Raw genomic sequence first — 17,711 nt, forward strand, 5'->3', positions numbered from 1 at the left:
ATGGCCGCCCTCTCCGACCACCTGTTGGTGGTGGCGATCCTGGCGTACGCGATTGCGATGTTGACTTACGCGGCGGAGTACGCGTTCGGCAACCGCGGTGTCGTGGCGCGGATCGCCGTACGCGAACGCGCCCCCGAACGCGAACTGGTCGGCGCGGGGGTACCCGTTGGCGGGGCCACGCTGGACGCATCGGGCACCGACCCGTCGGACTCGGTCGACGAGCCCGGGGCCGGCGGCGACCTGCGCGCCGCGGACCCGCCCGCCGCGATCTGGGCCGGCCGGGTGGCCACCGCCCTGACCCTGGTCGGCTGGCTGGCGCACCTGTCCTGCGTGGTGACCCGAGGCTTCGCCGCGCACCGGGTGCCCTGGGGCAACATGTACGAGTTCGTGCTCGCGGTCACCCTGGTCGGCGCCTCGGCCTGGCTGGTGCTGCTGGTGCGCCGGCCGCGGATCCGCCCGTTGGGGCTGTTCGTGACGCTGGCGCTGGTGATCCTGCTCGGGATCGACGGCGTGAAGCTCTACACGCCGGTGGCCCCGCTGGTGCCGGCGCTCAACTCGTACTGGCTGAAGATCCACGTCACGGCGGCGGTGACCGCGTCCGGCATCCTGATGGTCGGCTTCGTGGCGGCGGCGCTGACCATCGTGCGCACCGGGTACGAGCGGGGAAAGACCAGGTTCCCGTACTCGCTGGGTGACCGGCTGCCTGCCGCCGAGGGGCTGGAGCGGCTGACCTTCCGGCTGCACGCGTTCGCGTTCCCGATCTGGACCTTCGCCATCATCTGCGGTGCCATCTGGGCCGAGGCGGCGTGGGGCCGGTACTGGGGCTGGGACCCGAAGGAGACCTGGGCGTTCATCGCGTGGGTGATCTATGCCGGGTACCTGCACGCCCGGGCCACGCCGAGCGTGAAGCGCACGATCGCCACCTGGATCGCGGTGCTCGGCTGGGGGGCCATGATGGTCAACCTTTTCGTGGTCAACCTGGTGGTCTCCGGCCTGCACTCCTACGCCGGGGTGGGCTGAGCCGCAAGTGGCGGGGGTCATGTGTGATGGCACCGCCGCGCTTGTCAGACTGGCGGGATGGCGCCGCGCGGATTCCCGTACCCCGATCTCAAGGACTTCATCTCGGCGCTGGAGCGCGCCGGTGAACTGCGCCGGGTGCGGGTGCCGGTAGATCCGACCCTGGAGATCAGCGAGATCACCACGCGTACCGTGCGTGGGCGCGGCCCGGCGCTGCTGTTCGAGCAGCCGACGCGCGGCCAGATGCCGGTCGCGGTGAACCTGTTCGGCACCCACCGGCGGATGGCCATGGCGCTGGGCGTCGAGGACGTCAACGAGCTGGGCGCGCGGATCGGTGAGCTGATCAGACCGGAGCTTCCGGTCGGCTGGTCCGGCATCCGCGAGGGGCTCGGCAAGCTCATGCAGCTCAAGTCGGTACCGCCGAAGCACGTGAAGTCCGCGCCGTGCCAGGAGGTCGTGTACAAGGGCGACGACGTGGACCTCAACCGGCTGCCCGGCCTGCAGACCTGGCCCGAGGACGGCGGCATCTTCCACAACTTCGGACTGACCCACACCAGGCACCCGCAGACCGGCAAGCGCAACCTCGGCCTGTACCGGCTCCAGCAGCACGACGAGCGCACGCTGGGCATGCACTGGCAGATCCACAAGGACTCGACCGCCCACCACGCGGTCGCCGAGCGGCTGGGCGAACGGTTGCCGGTCGCCATCGCCATCGGCTGCGACCCGGTCGTCTCGTACGCGGCGACCGCCCCGCTCCCGGCCGACATCGACGAGTACCTGTTCGCCGGCTTCCTGCGCGGCGAGCGGGTCGAGATGGTGGACTGCCTGACGGTGCCGCTGCAGGTGCCCGCGCACGCGCAGATCGTGCTGGAGGGCTACGTGGAGCCGGGCGAGCGGCTCCCGGAGGGGCCCTTCGGGGATCACACCGGCTTCTACACGCCGGTCGAGCCGTTCCCGGTGCTGCACGTCGAGTGCATGACGACCCAACGCGACCCGGTGTACCAGTCGATCATCACGTCCAAGCCACCACAGGAGGACGGCGGGATCGGGTACGCCACCGAGCGGATCTTCCTGCCCCTGATCAAGATGCTGATCCCGGACATCGTCGACTACGCGATGCCCGAGCCCGGGGTGTTCCACAACTGCCTGATCGTGTCGATCGACAAGCGGTACCCGAAGCACGCGCAGAAGGTGATGAGCTCGATCTGGGGAGCGCATCTGTTGTCGCTGACCAAGCTCATCGTGGTGGTGGACGACGACTGCGACCCGCACGACTACCACGAGGTCGCCTTCCGGGCCTTCGGCAACGTGGACTACTCGCACGACCTGCTACTCACCGAGGGGCCGGTGGACCATCTCGACCACTCCTCGTACCAGCAGTTCTGGGGAGGCAAGGCGGGCATCGACGCGACCCGCAAGCTGCCGACCGAGGGCTATCAGCGCGGGTGGCCGCCGGCCGCGGTGATGTCGCCCGACGTGATTTCCAAGGTGGACCGGCGCTGGCAGGAGTACGGATTGTGAGCGAGCGTAGCGAGCGAACCAGAGAATGCAGCGCGCTGGTGCCTCACGACGCCGGCGAGCGCAGCGAGGCGGCGGCGTGAGCGCCATCGCCGCCTCGCCGAGGCCCAACCCGGTCCGGGCGTTCATGCGCCTGGTCATGATCGAGCACTCGATCTTCGCGCTTCCGTTCGCGTACCTGGCCGCCCTGACGGCCATGGTGACGGCGCCCGGCGGCCCCGGCATCCAGTGGGGCACGCTCGGGCTGATCACGGTGGCGATGGTCTCCGGCCGTACCGTCGCCATGGCCGCCAACCGGATCATCGACCGCAAGATCGACGCGCAGAACCCGCGCACCGCCAACCGGGAGTTGATCACCGGGGTCGTGTCCGGCCGCACGGCCTGGGCCGGCCTGATCCTGGCGCTGATCGTCTTCCTGGTCAGCGCCGCCGCGCTGAACTGGCTGAGCCTGGCGCTGGCCCCACTGGCCGTGGTGGTACTGGTCCTCTACTCCTACGCCAAGCGGTTCACCAACTACCCCCAGGCGTTCCTGGCGCTGGCCCAGGCGGTGGCGCCGCTCGGGGCGTGGATCGGGGTCACCGGGCGCTGGTCCTGGCCGGCCTTCGTCCTCGGCCTGGCCGTGGGCACCTGGATCGGCGGCTTCGACTGCATCTACGCCTGCCAGGACTACGAGGCGGACCAGCGGATCGGCATCGGCTCGGTGCCGGTGCGCTGGGGGATCGCCGGCTCGCTGCGGATCTCCTCGGTCACCCACGTGGTGACCGTGCTGCTGCTGGTCTGGTTCGGCGCGCTGACCGGGTACGGCTGGCTCTGGTGGCTCGGGCTGCTGCTGATCGCCGTCGTGTTCGTGTACGAGCACTCGATCGTGAAGGCCGACGACCTGTCCCGGGTCAACCGGGCGTTCTTCACCGCCAACGGCGTGATCGGCATCGTGCTGTTCGCCTTCGCCCTGGCCGACCTGGTGATCCGGCAGGGACTGCGCCCGTGACGGAGACGCCGGTACGCACCCCGTTCGTGGTCGGTGTGTCCGGAGCCTCGGGGACCCCGTACGCGGCCTCGGTAATCACCGGGCTGCTCGACGCCGGGCTGCCGGTGGACCTGATCGTGTCCAGGGCCGCCCGGCTCACCCTGCTCGACGAGACCGGCAACGCGTTCCGGGACGCCCACTGGAGGGCCGACCTGGCCGCCTGGCTCGACCGCGATGTCGAGCCGGACGACCTGGCCTACTGGCCCGCCGGCGACCTGGCGGCCGGTCCGAGCAGTGGCTCGTACCGGACCCGCGGCATGGTCGTCGTGCCGGCCAGCACGGCGGCGTGCGCGGGCATCGCCGTCGGGCTGTCCAAGGACCTGCTTCAGCGCGCCGCAGAGGTGAACCTCAAGGAGCGCCGTCCCGTGGTGGTGGTACCGCGCGAGACCCCGGTCTCCCGCGGCCACCTGCAGCACCTGATCGCCCTGATTGACGCGGGCGCCGTGGTGCTGCCCGCCAGCCCGGGCTTCTATGCGTCCGGAGCGAGTGCGTCAGGGCGCCAGCTGGTCGACTTCGTCGCCGGCAAGGTGCTGGACGCCCTGGGCATAACACACTCGCTGTTCAGCCGCTGGCGCGGCGAGCTTGGCTCCGGCCGCGCCAGCGTCTAAAAACCCCCAGGTTCGCCATTAAAAGGCGGCCCTGTTCCCATTTGGGTATTGTTGGGGTTGTTGTGCGTTGTCTTCCGGCTCAGCGAGTCCCTCGCCCTCAAGGAGCGCTCGTACCTCAGACTCCCGAAACCGGCGGTGGCCGCCCGGCGTACGGATACTTCCTATCCGTCCCGCCGCGGCCCACCGGGTGACGGTCTTAGGGTCGACCCGGAAAAGGGCTGCCACCTCTCCCGGCGTCAACAGACGATCTCCCGTGTCCACGACCCCCTCCTCGCGTTCAGCGAAGCTCTGACCTGGCGCGATTGGGTGCCCGACCAAGGTCTCCGATGGACGTACGCCCATTAAACACCGGTGGGAGTGGGCCATCCCGGTATCAGGGAATACGCCCATCTTGCGTAGATAGTCGCTATGATTGCGAGCACTTCTCACACCTGACGGCAAGATCAAAGGGCCTCCGCGAGGGGTAACGGAGAGATCCCGGTCGATGCCGCAGGGCGGCATGCGGCGCCATGGCGGCCGGGTACCGGGCGGCACGGGGTCGCCAAGTGTCTACTGTGGACGACTTGAGCGAGGCCCGGTCCGGGGCCTCAGGTGTCCGATGTGGACAGCGTAAAAAGCGGAATTTTCAACCGGTTATCCGGGTGGCCAGGCCCGGATAGCTAGCGACGAAGCCCTCGTCGTCGACGGTGAGGTCGGCGGTGAAATCGCCGCTGGCGTACCGGACGCTGCCGGGCGCCACCAGCGTGTAGGTCTGTCGGGCGGGGACCACCACCAACTCCGGTACCAGCACCCAGGCCGCGGTGATGGTGTGCGCCGTACCGGGCGGGGCCGACAGCAGCCCGAGCCGCCGGATCGGCAAAGTGTTGGCCAGCGGGCAGTATCCGAGGTCCACGTCCAGCGCGCCCAACAGCCGGCCGGGATCCTCGCTGCCGGGCAGCCCCGCCCGGGGGTGCCCGGCGGCGACCAGCGCGGCGTCGAGGTTGCCCTGCTCGCCGGCGGTCACGTGCCAGCGGCCGTCGGGGCGCTCCAGCTTCACGCTACGCAGCCAGCCGGCCCCCTCGGCGGTGACGGTCAGCCGGACGCTCGACCATTTCGGGTCGGCGAGCAGCTCGTAGTCGCAGGTGTAGGGCACGGGCGCCGCCGCGACCATGGTCCCCCGCGCGTACAGACCCGATCGGTCATCGAACAGAACGTGTTCGATGCCGTCGGTGTCGATCCGTTGCCACAACAGCGATCGGGGCGAGACAGGCATGTCCCGACCTTAGTGGCGTTTGGTCGCGTTCGGGTACGACGCGCCTTGCCGGTGGCCGAGTCGATCGGCCGCCGTGGATCGCCGAGTGCGCCGCGTCGCTGCCGTGCCGGCGGGTGCCGTGCCGGCGGGTGCCGTGCCGGCGGCACCCGCTGGCGCGTGATCGTCGGGCGGTTGTGCCTTGGGTCAGGCCGCCGGGTGCCGGTCGGTCCGCCGACGCGGCCGGTCGTCCCACCGGCCACCCTCGCGGCGCGGACCGTCCCGGCGCGCACCGTCGCGGTACCCGCCCTCGCGGTACCCGCCATCCCGGTACCCGCCCTCGCGGTGGCCGCCATCCCGGTGCCCGCCGTCGCGGTACCCGCCCTCGCGGTGGCCGCCATCCCGGTACCCGCTGGGCCGGTCGCCGTACTGCCGGTCGCCGTGCTGGCGGTCGCCATAGTGCCCACCGCCACTGCGGCCGCGGCGGCCGTCCCGGCGAGGGCTCGGCTCGTCCGGCGGCACCGGTACGCCGCTGGGCTCCCGCGCGCCGGTGAGCTCCGCCAGTTCGGCGGTCTCGGCGCGCACCTGCGTCCTGGTCGCCTCTACCCCGGCCTTCTCCAGCAGCGCGAAGGTGCTCGCCCGCTGGCGGGGCAGCACCAGCGTGGCCACGGTGCCCGCCTCGCCGGCCCGCGCCGTGCGGCCGGCCCGGTGCAGGTAGTCCTTGGGATCCTTCGGCGGGTCGACGTGCACCACCAGCGAGATCCCGTCGACGTGGATGCCCCGGGCCGCCACGTCGGTGGCGACGAGCACGCTGGTGCGGCCCTCGCGGAACTCGGCGAGCGTGCGGGTGCGTACCGCCTGGGTCTTGCCCCCGTGCAGCGCACCGGCGCGGACTCCCACCTCCGTCAACTGGCTGGCGAGCCGGTCCACGGCGAGCTGGGTCCGGACGAACATGATCGTCCGGCCGTCCCGCGCCGCGATCCGCGAAACGATCTTCAGCTTCTCGGTCGGCGGGATCAGCAGCAGATGGTGTTCCATGGTGGACACCGCCGCCTTCGGCGGGTCGACCTCGTGCGTCACCGGATCGGTCATGAACTTGCTGACCAGGGTGTCAACGTCGTTGTCGAGGGTGGCCGAGAAGAGCAACCGCTGCGCACCGGCCGGGGTCTGCTCCAGCAGCGCCGTGACGTCCGGCAGGAAGCCCATGTCGGCCATCTGGTCGGCCTCGTCGAGCACGCTGACCTCGATCTCGGCCAGCGAGCACTCCCGGCGCTCGATCAGGTCGGCCAGCCGACCCGGGGTGGCCACCAGGACGTCCACGCCCCGCCGCAGGTCACGGATCTGCTTGTCGTACGAGGTTCCGCCGACCGCGGTGCGGCTGAACAGGCCCATCGACCGGGCTAGCGGGAGGAGGGCGTCGTTGACCTGCATGGCCAACTCCCTGGTCGGGACCAGGATGAGCGCCTTGGGCCGGCCGGGCGCCGGACGGCCGCCCATGCCGACGCGGGCCAGCACGGGCAGCCCGAAGGCGAGGGTCTTGCCGGAGCCGGTCTGGCCGCGCCCGAGCACGTCGCGCCCTGCCAGCGCGTCCGGGATGGTGGCGGTCTGGATGGGGAACGGCTCGCGGATGCCCTCCCTGCTCAGGGTGCGCACGAGAGGCTCGGGCAGCCCGAGGCCGGCGAAGCCGGGAGTCGCCGGAGCGGAGTCTCGCCGGTCGGAGCCGGGGGTCGCCTGGGCGGCGTCCAGCCGGTCGGAGCCGGCGGTCGCGGGAGCGGGGTCTGGCAGGTCCGAGCCGGGGGTCGCCTGGGCGGCGTCCAGCCGGTCGGAGCCGGCGGTCGCCGGAGTAGCGTCCAGCCGGTCCGAGCCGGGGGTCGGCGGAACGGCTTCCAGCCGGTCGAAGACGGACGGAAAGGACTCGGGGTCGGCGAAGGGCGGGCGGGCTGCGGACAGCGTCATGTGGCTAAGGAAACCTTCCGGAATGCTGGCGTACCTCCGCGCGGCCGAAACTTGGCCGCTGCCATGTGGTCCCGGAAGAACGCCCAGAACGCGCCCCTGCTGGACGCGTCAACCTCACCAGTGTACGAGCACTTCACTGCCTTTCCGGGGCGGGTGTCCAGCATCACCGCCCGCCCCGGATGGCACACCGTTCGCTCAGGCGAACGTCACGACCGCTCCGACCACCCCGACCAGGATGAGCCCGACCACGACCACCACCAGGAATACGTTGAACTTGGAATGGCCGGGCTTCGGCTCGTCCGGCTGTCCCTGGGCCAGGATCTGGCCGGTCAGCGAGCCGGAGTTCTCCAGCGGAGAACCCTGGCTGGGGAAACCCCCGTTGGGGTTGAGGGCTCCGAACGCGGCGGTCGGAGGGGCGCCCGGACCGGGTGGCTGGGCCCCGTACACGTTCCCCGGGCCGTACTGGGCGCGAGCCTGGCCATACTGGGCAGCCCCGGGCGCGTCGCGCGGCGTCGAGGATCCGCGCCACTCCAGGCGCTCGACGTACTCGGGCGCCCCGATGGCCTGGGTCTGCTCGGGCTTCGACGAAGGATCCGCTGAGGGCGGTGCCCCGAACGGCGGGCCGGACATCGGCTGCCCGACCTGCGCCTGCCCGACCTGCGCCTGCCCGACCTGCGCCTGCCCGACGGACGCCGCTCCCATGGGTGCCGCTCCCGGTTGACCCGGGAACGGCTGCCCCGCGGGCGGCTGCCCGACCTGGGCGTACCCGGCCGGCGGCTGTCCGGCGAACGGCTGTCCGACCTGGGCCTGCCCGACCTGCGCCTGCCCGGCGAAGGGCTGCCCGGCCTGTGGGTATCCGGCCGGCCCCTGGCCGCCGAACTGATGGTCCTGGGACGAACCGGCCGGGCCCTGCCCGCCGTACGGTGCCCCGGCGAACCCGGGGTCGCCGTAGGGCTGCCCGCCGTATGGCGCGTCCGGATGCGGCTGCCCGCCGTACGGGGCGTCTTGGTGCGGCTGCCCGCCGTAGGGGGCGTCTTGGTGCGGCTGCCCGCCGTAGGGGGCGTCTTGGTGCGGCTGCCCGCCGTAGGGGGCGTCTTGGTGCGGCTGCCCGCCGTAGGGCGGCCCGGCGAACCCGGGGTCGCCGTAGGGCTGGCCGCCGTATGGCGCGTCCGGGTGCGGCTGGCCGCCATAGGGCGCGTCCGCGAACGCCGGCCCGGCCTGGGACGGCGGCACGTCCTGGGCGCCGTAGTCGCCACCGTTGAGGCCGGGCGTCGTCGACGGCGGCCAGGTCGGCAGCGCACCGGCCGGTACCGAGGGAGGACCGGCCGGCGACTCGCCCGTCGCGGGTGGCGGCGGGAACGGCGGCATGGGCGTGGGCGAGGGCGGGAAAGGTGGCCCCGGCGGCACGGGTGGGCCGGGCGGTACAGGCCCCGGGGTCGGTTCGGGCATCGGCGGCTCCGGCGGCACCGGGCCGGGCGGCGGCTGCGGCACCGGCCTGGGCGTCGGGAACGGGGTCGGCAGCGGTTCGGGGCTCGGCGGCGCCGGCGGCTCGGGCGGGGCCTCCGGGTCGAGCGGCGGCTCCGGGTGCCCACCGGGCTCGGGCTCGCCGAGCCGGGGCCAGGCCGGCGGCTCGTCCGACCGGCCCCAACCGCCCGAACCGGCACCGGGGTACCCGGCGGTGTCGGGGTAGCGCGGTTCCGGCTCGGGCGACGCGTCCGGGGGAATGGTCGAGCGGTATACCCGAGGGCCGCTCGTGCTGGAGTTCTGCATCAGGGCGGCGACCTCCTCGGCGGAGGCCCGGTCAACGTCGGGGCCACCCCCAGAGACCACGGCCCGGCCGGCCGCCGAATTGCCGGGTGCCGCCTGGGCCGCTCCCTGGGCGGGCGGCACCGAGGCGACCGAGCGCACCGGCGCGGCCGTCCCGGCGGCGTCGACTCCGGGCTCCGATGCCAGCTGGCCGTAGCCGCCGGAGGGTGTCTCCGAGTTGGACGGGAACGCGCCGGCCGCCGGATCGGTGCCGAGCCGGCCAAAGCCGCCGGAGGGCGTCTCCGAAGAGGGAGGGAAGTCTCCCGAGGGCAGTTCGGAGCTCAACTGCCCGAAGCCGCCCGAGGGCAGCTCGGACATCGGGCCGTCCACCGCGATCGAGGAGCCGCTCGGGGTGGGGTCGGTCGACGGCCAGCCGGGCTCGCCGCCCGGCGGAGTCGCCTCCGGCCAGGACTGGGCGAAGCCGCCGCCCCAGGAGGGCTCGGCCCCGCTCCGGGCCCCGTACGTGGCCGGATCGTCCTCCGGCATCGACGACTGGTACGGCGGCTGCTCGGCCACGGGTGCCGATTCCGGAAGCGACGAGTACCCGAACGACTCGCGATCCCGCTGCGTCTCGGACGGCGCCGTGCCCGACTGGTCGAACCCGTCGAACGAGGAGAGCCCCATCGGGGGCCCGTCCGGCAGCCCCTCGAGCGAGGCGCCCTCGCGGCGCCGGGGAAGCTCGCCGCCGAAGCCGGGCGTCGTGGACCGGGCGTCGAACGGTTCGGCCTGCCCCGTCCCGGGCGCCGGCTGTTCGCCCCAGCCCGGCTGTGCCTGCTGGGCGGGCTGTTCGCCCCAGCCCGGCTGCGGCTGCTGGGCCGGTTGGTCACCCCAGCCCGGCTGCGGCTGCTGGGCCGGTTGGTCACCCCAGGCGGGCTGTGCCTGCTGGGCCGATTGGTCGCCCCAGCCTGGCTGGGATTGCTGTGCCGGCTGTTCGCTCCAGCCCGGCTGGGCGGGTTGGTCACCCCAGGCGGGCTGTGCCTGCTGGGCGGCCTGTTCGCCCCAGCCCGGCTGCGGCTGCTGGGCCTGCTGTTCGTTCCAGCCCTGCTGTGCCTGCTGGGCGGGTTGGCCACCCCAGTCTGGCTGCTGCTGGGCGGGCTGCTGTTCGCCCCAGTTCCCCTGTGCCTGCTGCTCGCCCCAGCCCGGCTGGGCGGGCTGGTAGTCCTCGGCCGGCTGCTCCGGCCGAGCCATCTCGCCGGCCCGGTACGTGTTTCCGGACGATCGCTGGGCGGGGACGCCCGAGGGCGGCGGGGCGATCACGGGCGCGGTGGCTCGCCCGACCGCGCCGGGGCCGGACACGCTCGCCGAGGCGACGGCCGGGGCCTCCGGGGAGGCCGGCGCGGACCCCGACCAGCCTTCCGGCGACCCGGCCGGCTCGGGTGGGGCGTTCCAGCCCGCGCCGGGATCCGGAGAGCCGTTCCAGCCGGCACCGGGCTCGGGCGGGGCGTTCCACCCGCCGGCCACCGGTCCCGCCGGGGCGTTCCAGGGTGCGGCGCCGGGCTCCGCCGGGGCGTTCCAGGGTGCGGCGGGGGGCTCCGCCGGGGCGTTCCACGGCGCCGCGCCCGGCTCGGGCCCGGCGTTCCACTGGTCCGGGGTCGCCGGGTGCTCGGCCCCCGCGCCCCAGGACTGCCCCGCCGGGGGCGTCTCGGGCGTCGGCGGCGGCATCCAGGGTGCCCAGGACGCGTCACGGGCCGGCGGCTCGGGTGCGGACGGGGTGCGGGGCGCGGACTCCTGCGAGTACGCCGGGTGATGGGGCTGGGGCGGCCACGGCGAGCCGGCCGGCGGGCGCGGAAGCTCGAACTGGCCTCCGGGCGGCGCCTCGGCCGACCCCCGGTCAGGGAATCCGGCGCCGAATGGCGGCGACGGCGGCATGCCGCCGTCGGGCCCGGACGGCGACCTACCAGCCGGCCCGCCCTCGGCCGACGCGTCACGGTAGGTGTTCTGGTCTTCCATGACACTCTCCCAGCGTGTGCCGCCGGTCGATGGATCGGCCGGCGGTTGCGTGCTGCACCTGGCGTTCACCGTGCCACATTCCGGCCGCAGAACACAGTCGGCCCCGGCATCGTCGTGCCGTCAGGGGACGGGTATGGCGCTCAGCTGGTCGATGACGCGCCGCGCGGTCAGGCCGGGCCGGATTGGGACGCCGAGGCACTCGCCGTTCCGGACTCGGACTCCGATGTGCTGGGCGACGGGCTGCCGATCGTCGAACCCCCCGACGACGGCGGCGGCGCGACCGGCGGGCGCGACGGGGAGGCGGGCGGCGGAGTCGGTGACTTCGATGGGCTCGAGGTCGGGCTCGGGCTTGAGCTCGGGCTTGAACTCGGGCTCGGCGAGGAGCCGGAGGGAGGCGCGCTCGGGGTCTTCGACGGGTGCGGGTTCGGGCTCGAGGTCTTCGACGGGGTCGGGCTCGGCGTCTTGGACGGGGTCGGCGACGCCGATTGGGTGGGCGTCGGGGCGCCCACGGCCGGGTAGACCCTGGTCGCACCGTAGAACGCCGACCACCAGACCTGGCTGACCCGGACCGGGGTGCCCTCGTGGGCGGCCTCGACCATCAGGTTGTCGCCGTAATAGATCGCGACGTGGGAGATCGTGGTCCAGTCGGTCTTGCTGGTGGTGCTGAAGAACAACAGGTCGCCCGGGAGCAGCTGGGACGGCGGGACCTCCGAGACCGAGGTGGCGTGGAACTGGTCGGCGGCCACCCGGGGCAGCGTGTATCCGGTGGATCGGTAGGAGGCCCAGGTCAGCCCGGAGCAGTCGAAGAAGTTGGGCCCCTCGGCGCCGAACTTGTACCACTTTGGCGGGTTTGCCGTCGCCTGCGCGTATGCCCAGCGCAGCGCGGCCAGCGCCTTCGGGTTGGCCACCCTGCCGTTGACCTGGGTGCCGGCCCCGAACTCCGGGTCCAGCTGCTGATCCGAGGCGGCCTGTGCCGCCTCAGCCGCCTCGATCTGCGTCGCGTTGGTGGTCTGCAGCGAGGTCAGCGTGGTGTTCTGCTGGTTGTAGCTGCTCTGAAGGCTGTTCTGCTGGCTTTCGAGCTCCTGTTCGTGGGCCAGCGCCGCCCGGTAGGCCTCCTCGTCGGTGGCGGCCTCCTTGCGCGCCTCGGTGGCGTCCTGCGCGGCCGCGACGCTGCCGGTCTGGCTGCCGCCGGCGTTGAGCCCCGGCGCCAGCATGCCGAGCTGGTGGACGTCGCTCGCGAAGTTCGCCAGCGGGCCGAGCCCGGCCGCGTCCTCGTAGGCCTGTGCCGCCAGGTTGTCGGCCTTCGTCTGCGTCTCGGCCGCGTTCTTGATCGCCTGCTGCCAGACCTGGTACGTGGAGTTCGCGTCCTGCTTCGCGTTGTCCAGGTCGAAATTGGCCTCTTTGAGCTTCTCGCCGGTCGCCTCGAGGGTCGCGTACTGAGCGGTGATCTGCGAGGCGTACGGGCCGGTGACCGGGGTCAACCCGGAACCGGCCTGGGCGCTGCCCGGCGGGGTGAGCGGCGAACCGGAAATCGGGGCGACCCCGGTGTCGGGAATCGTCGCGGTCGACGGAGGGTTCTGCCCCGGGTTGGCGTCCGCCGGAGCCGCGAACGACGGCCGGGCGATCAGGACGCACACCACGCTGCACACCAGCACCGGCCATGCGAACCGCCGCACGGCCGGTAGTCGGAGTGAGGACTGCCGCGTGTGCTGATTCATGCCACCCGTCCCGCGCTGCCGGCGTTGATTTTCCCCCCAACCGTCCTACCTCAGAGCAGCAAGCCCTGTCACCCGACGGCGGGTAACAGTTTCCTGACCGTCAGGGGCAGGAAAGGCTTCCACCGCTGGTCGTAGCGCATGCGTGCCGACTGACGGGGATCTGTCGGCGTGGGGCGGGCGGCGCGCCGGTACCAACGGGTGGGACGTAGGCTCGGAGTCCGGCGACCGCGGTCGGATACCGGGCCGGGCGACGGGGCGACAGGAGGCGGGGTACGTGGACGCGGGACTCAAGCGCGAGCTCGAGGACAAGGTCTCCGCTGGTGAGCGGCTGACCCGCGCCGACGGCGAGGCGCTGTACGCCAGCGACGACCTCGCTTGGCTGGGCCGGCTGGCGCACCAGAAGCGCACCGAGCGCAGTGGCGACCGGGTGATGTTCAACGTCAACCGGCACCTCAACCTCACCAACGTCTGCTCGGCGGCCTGTGCGTACTGCTCATTCCAGCGCAAGCCCGGCGAGAAGGACGCGTACACGATGCGGGTCGAGGAGGCCGTGGCCAAGGCCTCCGAGATGAAGGACGAGCAGCTCACCGAGTTGCACATCGTCAACGGCCTGCACCCGACGCTGCCCTGGAAGTACTACCCGCGGGTGCTGCGCGAGCTGAAGGCCGCGCTGCCCGGGGTGTCGCTCAAGGCGTTCACCGCCACCGAGATCCACTGGTTCGAGAAGATCTCCGGCCGGCCCGCCGACGAGATCCTGGACGAGCTGATCGACGCCGGGCTCGAGTCGCTGACCGGCGGCGGGGCGGAGATCTTCGACTGGGAGGTCCGGCAGCACATCGTCGACCACGCCACGCACTGGGAGGACTGGTCGCGGATCCACCGCCTGGCGCACGGCAAGGGCTTGAAGACCCCGAGCACCATGCTGTACGGGCACATCGAGGAGCACCGGCACCGGGTCGACCACGTGCTGCGCCTGCGCGAACTGCAGGACGAGACGGGCGGCTTCCAGGTCTTCATCCCGCTGCGATACCAGCACGACTTCGTCGATTCGGCGGACGGCAAGATCCGCAACCGGCTCCAGGAGCGCACCACCATGGCGGCGCCGGCCGAATCGCTGAAGACCTTCGCGGTCTCGCGGCTGCTGTTCGACAACGTTCCGCACGTCAAGTGCTTCTGGGTGATGCACGGGCTGTCGGTGGCGCAGCTCTCGCTCAACTTCGGCGCCGACGACCTGGACGGCTCGGTGGTCGAATACAAGATCACGCATGATGCGGACAACTACGGGACCCCGGCCACGATGCACCGGGAGGACCTGCTCAACCTGATCTGGGACGCGGGCTTCCAACCGGTTGAACGCAACACGCGGTACGAGATCGTCCGTGAGCACGAGCCCCCGGTGCCGCTCGCGCTGCGCCGCGCCGAGCCGCAGCAGGTATGGGCGGCCTGAACAGCGCCGGCTCCGGACGCCGCCGCCCGCCACGGGGCCGGGGCGGCGACCCTCGGCGCGCGGGCCAGGCGGCACAGGGCCAGGGCCGTGGACCGGCGGCGCAGGGCGCGGGCCAGGGCCGTGGGCAGGGCGCGCGGGGTTCGGGCCGGGGCCCGCAGGGTGGCGGCCGGAGCGGCGGGCAGGGTTCCAAGGGTGGCGGCCGGCCGCAGGCCGCCGGGCCCTGGCGGGCGACCGGGCCCGACGCGAGGCTGGTCGACCTGCTCGGACAGGTGATCTTTGGGCTGGTGGTCGGGCTCGCCGCGCTGGCCGCGATCGACGGCATCTTCGCCCTGATCCAGCTCGGCACGTTCGGGCACGCCTCCGGCTGGCTCATCGCGATCCTCCCGGTCTGGCTGTTCGCCGAGGAGTTCCGTGCCTGGCCGGGAGTAGGGTTACGGATCGTTGTGGCGGTCGTCGCCGCGGCGATCGGGCTGGTCCTGGGCTCGGTGGTGGGTGGTCTGGCGGACTTCCTGCCGCCCTTGGGCGTGGGCGATATCGGTGCGGCGGTGGCTACGCTGAGTTACACGCTGTTGTGGTTCTTCGGCGTCCGGTGGCTGGCCCACCGGTAGGTGCGTGAGAGGTGAGATCGGTGAGCCCCGCGGTCAAGTACACGTTGGGTCGAGTCGGCCTGTTCGTGGTGGTGGCGCTGGTGCTGTGGCCGGTGCCCGACATCGATCTGCTCGTCAAGCTGATGGTCGCGATCATCGCCTCGTTCGGGCTGCAGTTCGTCCTGCTGCGCAAATGGCGCATGGAGATGATCGGCCAGGTCGACCAGGCGGTGACCCGCCGCAAAGCGGACAAGGCCAAGCTGCGCTCCGCCCTGGCCGGCGACGACGAGGACGACTGAGCCAGACCTCGGCGGGGAGCGCGACCGAGCCGGATCGCGGCGCGGGGGAGCGCCCCACGCCCCGCCTGAGGGCGGTGGCGCCGAGGCCGGAGCCACGGTGAGCTACCGTCTACCCGTTCGTGCGCAGCGAAGCCGGTGCGACTCCGGCGCTGTCCCGCAACTGTGATGCCCCACCGGTCGTGCCGGCGGGGACGAGCCAGGTCGCCTGCCGCGCGGATCGCGGAACCACGCTCTCGAGGAGGGGCATTCTCGCGGGCGGAACCCGTCCCGTCGGCGAAGCACCAGGCCTCGACCGACAGGAGGACAGATGACCAAGTACGCCACGGTAGGCCCGCGCAAGGCCGCGCTGGCGCTCGCCGCCCTGGCCGTCGCCGGCCTGGTCGCCGGTTGCGGATCGAGCACACCCGCCACGTCCGCGAGGCCCGCCACGAGCGCGTCGGCGTTCCCGGTCACCGTTGGCGGTGTCACGCTCTCCCAGCGCCCCACGCACATCGTGTCGCTGACCCCGACCGGCACGGAGATGCTCTTCGCGATCGGTGCCGGCAGCCAGGTGGCCGCCGTGGATGATCAGTCGAACTACCCGGCCGGCGTGCCGAAGACCAACCTGTCCGGGTACCAGCCCGACGCCGAGGCGATCGCCGCGAAGAGCCCGGACCTGGTGGTCATCTCGGAGGACATCAACGACATCAAGCAGCAGCTGACCAAGCTGAAGGTCCCGGTGTACGTGATGCCGGCGGCCGCCACCCTGAACGATTCGTACACGGAGCTGACCGACCTCGGCAGGCTCACCGACCACCAGAGCCAGGCCGCCAATGCCGTGACGCAGATGAAGGACGGCATCGCCAGCCTGGTCAAGGACGTGCCGAAGCGCACCAAGCCGCTGACCTACTACTACGAACTCGACCAGACCTACTACTCAGCCACGTCGAAGACCTTCATCGGCTCCCTGTTCAGCATGGTCGGGCTGACCAACATCGCCGACCCGGCGGACACCGACGGTAAGGCTGGCGGGTACCCGCAGCTGTCCGCGGAGAGCATCGTGAAGGCGAATCCGGATCTGATCTTCCTGGCCGACACCAAGTGCTGTCAGCAGTCGGCGAGCACCGTGGCGGCGCGCCCGGGCTGGAGCGGGCTGAGCGCGGTGCGCGACGGCCGGGTCGTCGCGCTGGACGACGACATCGCCTCGCGCTGGGGCCCTCGCGTCGTCAACCTGGTGAAGGACATCACCGACGCGGTGGAGAAGGTACCGGCTTCGTGAGCCGGCGTTCGCGCCCCGCCGGCACCCGGACCCGGGGCCCGGGCCGGGGCCGGGTGCGACCGTGACGGCGGGTGCGGCCGCGACCGGCGAGCCAGCGGCCACCGACTCCCCGGCCACCGACTCGCCGGTGATCGACCCGCCGACCACCCAATCGCCCGTCGCCGGGTCGTCGCGGCCTGACGCGCCGCGGGCCGACTCGCTGCGCACCGACGCCCTGCGAGTGGGCCGGTCGCGGGTGGGCCGGCTGCGGGCCGGGTGGCTCGCCGCGGGCGTGGCGGCTGTGGTGATCGCCTCGCTCGCCGGGCTCGCCATCGGGCCGGTCGGGCTCAACCCGGCGGGCGTGGCGCTGGAGCTGATCGACCTGGTACCGGGCGTGCACCTGCACAGCGGCCTGACCGGCACCGAGGCGGCCATCGTCACCCAGCTCCGGCTGCCCCGGGTGGTCCTCGGGCTGCTGGTCGGCGCGACGCTCGCCCTGGCCGGCGGCACGTACCAGGGCGTGTTCCGCAACCCGCTGGCCGACCCGTACCTGCTGGGCGCCGCCGCCGGCGCTGGCCTGGGCGCCACCGCCGCCATCGTGGTCTCGCACGCCATCGACACCGGGGCGGCGGGCGGCGGCGGGGCGACTCCGCTCACCGTACCGGCGGCGGCCTTTGTCGGTGCGCTGGTGGCGGTGGGGTTGACCTACGCGCTGGGCGCGAGCGGATCCGGCCGGGGCAGGTACCGCGGCCCGGCCGCCCTGATCCTCGCCGGTGTCGCGGTGGCCAGCTTCCTCACCGCCGGGCAGACCTTCCTGATGCAGCGGTACGCGCAGACCATCCGCCAGGTGTATTCGTGGCTCTCCGGTTCGCTCAGCACGGCGGGCTGGCACGACGTGCTGCTCCTGCTGCCGTACACGGTCGCCATGGCGGTGGTGGTGCTGGCCCACCGGCGCCAGCTCGACGTGATGTCGGTGGGTGACGAGGAGGCCGCCAGCCTGGGCGCCAACCCCGAGCGCACCCGGATCATCCTGATCGTCGCGGCGTCGTTGGGCACCGCGGCGGCGGTGTCCGTGTCCGGGCTGATCGGCTTCGTCGGGATCATCGTGCCGCACACCGTCCGGCTGCTGGCCGGCTCCAGCTACCGGGTGATCCTGCCGCTGTCGTTGCTCTTCGGCGCCGCGTTCCTGACCCTGGCGGACCTGGCGGCCCGTACCCTGCTCGCACCGAACGAGATCCCGATCGGCGTGGTCACCGCGTTCTTCGGCGCGCCGTTCTTCGTGATCGTGCTGCGCGGCTCCCGGCGGGCCTGAC

Annotated in this window: 14 protein-coding genes and 1 riboswitch; of the genes, 9 read left to right on the forward strand and 5 right to left on the reverse strand. The window is 72.5% G+C overall.

Annotation, left to right across the window (positions count from 1 at the left end; all coding sequences use genetic code 11):
* From ccsB to ABEA87_RS00995, 4 genes are read left to right on the forward strand one after another with little or no spacing between them, the layout of a single operon-like run.
* Complete coding sequence (gene ccsB / locus ABEA87_RS00980) at positions 1-1,020, forward strand: c-type cytochrome biogenesis protein CcsB (protein ID WP_345625124.1); 1,020 nt, start codon at positions 1-3, stop codon at positions 1,018-1,020.
* A gap of 57 nt (positions 1,021-1,077) precedes the next feature.
* Positions 1,078-2,538 (forward strand): menaquinone biosynthesis decarboxylase, encoded by a 1,461-nt coding sequence (locus ABEA87_RS00985; RefSeq protein ID WP_345625126.1) that lies wholly within the window; start codon positions 1,078-1,080, stop codon positions 2,536-2,538.
* 25 nt (positions 2,539-2,563) lie between these two features.
* On the forward strand, positions 2,564-3,523 hold the full coding sequence (gene mqnP, locus ABEA87_RS00990; RefSeq protein WP_425570683.1) for a menaquinone biosynthesis prenyltransferase MqnP: 960 nt from the start codon (positions 2,564-2,566) through the stop codon (positions 3,521-3,523).
* The gene (locus ABEA87_RS00995) at positions 3,520-4,170 is read left to right on the forward strand and encodes a UbiX family flavin prenyltransferase (protein ID WP_345625130.1); all 651 of its coding nucleotides are present in this window, start codon (positions 3,520-3,522) and stop codon (positions 4,168-4,170) included. Before mqnP ends, ABEA87_RS00995 begins: the two co-directional genes overlap by 4 nt.
* A gap of 18 nt (positions 4,171-4,188) precedes the next feature.
* On the opposite strand, the gene ABEA87_RS01000 is transcribed toward ABEA87_RS00995, so the two are convergent.
* The 5 genes from ABEA87_RS01000 to ABEA87_RS01020 all read right to left on the reverse strand — a co-directional run bounded on the left by ABEA87_RS01000 (position 4,189) and on the right by ABEA87_RS01020 (position 12,786).
* Entirely contained in the window at positions 4,189-4,431 is a 243-nt protein-coding gene (locus ABEA87_RS01000) for a BldC family transcriptional regulator (RefSeq protein ID WP_345625132.1), read from the reverse strand.
* A gap of 364 nt (positions 4,432-4,795) precedes the next feature.
* Positions 4,796-5,422, reverse strand: a complete 627-nt coding sequence (locus ABEA87_RS01005) for a putative glycolipid-binding domain-containing protein (RefSeq protein WP_345625134.1) — start codon at positions 5,420-5,422, stop codon at positions 4,796-4,798.
* Positions 5,423-5,605: 183 nt separating this feature from the next.
* Positions 5,606-7,354 carry a DEAD/DEAH box helicase gene (locus tag ABEA87_RS01010; RefSeq protein ID WP_345625136.1) on the reverse strand — a complete coding sequence of 583 codons (1,749 nt, stop codon included), beginning with the start codon at positions 7,352-7,354 and terminating at the stop codon, positions 5,606-5,608.
* 195 nt (positions 7,355-7,549) lie between these two features.
* Positions 7,550-11,110, reverse strand: a complete 3,561-nt coding sequence (locus ABEA87_RS01015; RefSeq protein ID WP_345625137.1) for a hypothetical protein — start codon at positions 11,108-11,110, stop codon at positions 7,550-7,552.
* 167 nt (positions 11,111-11,277) lie between these two features.
* Complete coding sequence (locus ABEA87_RS01020) at positions 11,278-12,786, reverse strand: C40 family peptidase (protein ID WP_345625138.1); 1,509 nt, start codon at positions 12,784-12,786, stop codon at positions 11,278-11,280.
* A gap of 316 nt (positions 12,787-13,102) precedes the next feature.
* Between ABEA87_RS01020 and mqnE the strand changes: the two genes are divergently transcribed.
* The 5 genes from mqnE to ABEA87_RS01045 all read left to right on the forward strand — a co-directional run bounded on the left by mqnE (position 13,103) and on the right by ABEA87_RS01045 (position 17,710).
* Positions 13,103-14,275: an aminofutalosine synthase MqnE gene (mqnE, locus tag ABEA87_RS01025; protein WP_345625139.1), complete on the forward strand. Its 1,173-nt coding sequence runs from the start codon at positions 13,103-13,105 to the stop codon at positions 14,273-14,275.
* Positions 14,263-14,883, forward strand: coding sequence for a hypothetical protein (locus ABEA87_RS01030; RefSeq protein ID WP_345625140.1), 621 nt, complete (start codon positions 14,263-14,265; stop codon positions 14,881-14,883). Before mqnE ends, ABEA87_RS01030 begins: the two co-directional genes overlap by 13 nt.
* A gap of 20 nt (positions 14,884-14,903) precedes the next feature.
* Positions 14,904-15,161 carry a DUF4229 domain-containing protein gene (locus tag ABEA87_RS01035; RefSeq protein ID WP_345625141.1) on the forward strand — a complete coding sequence of 86 codons (258 nt, stop codon included), beginning with the start codon at positions 14,904-14,906 and terminating at the stop codon, positions 15,159-15,161.
* Between the two features lie 131 nt (positions 15,162-15,292).
* Positions 15,293-15,362: riboswitch (cobalamin riboswitch) on the forward strand.
* Positions 15,363-15,468: 106 nt separating this feature from the next.
* Positions 15,469-16,419, forward strand: a complete 951-nt coding sequence (locus ABEA87_RS01040; RefSeq protein ID WP_345625143.1) for an ABC transporter substrate-binding protein — start codon at positions 15,469-15,471, stop codon at positions 16,417-16,419.
* A gap of 199 nt (positions 16,420-16,618) precedes the next feature.
* The gene (locus tag ABEA87_RS01045) at positions 16,619-17,710 is read left to right on the forward strand and encodes a FecCD family ABC transporter permease (protein WP_345625720.1); all 1,092 of its coding nucleotides are present in this window, start codon (positions 16,619-16,621) and stop codon (positions 17,708-17,710) included.
* Position 17,711: the final 1 nt, after the last annotated feature.

The sequence above is a fragment of the Rugosimonospora acidiphila genome (assembly GCF_039543385.1).
Lineage (GTDB): Bacteria > Actinomycetota > Actinomycetes > Mycobacteriales > Micromonosporaceae > Rugosimonospora > Rugosimonospora acidiphila.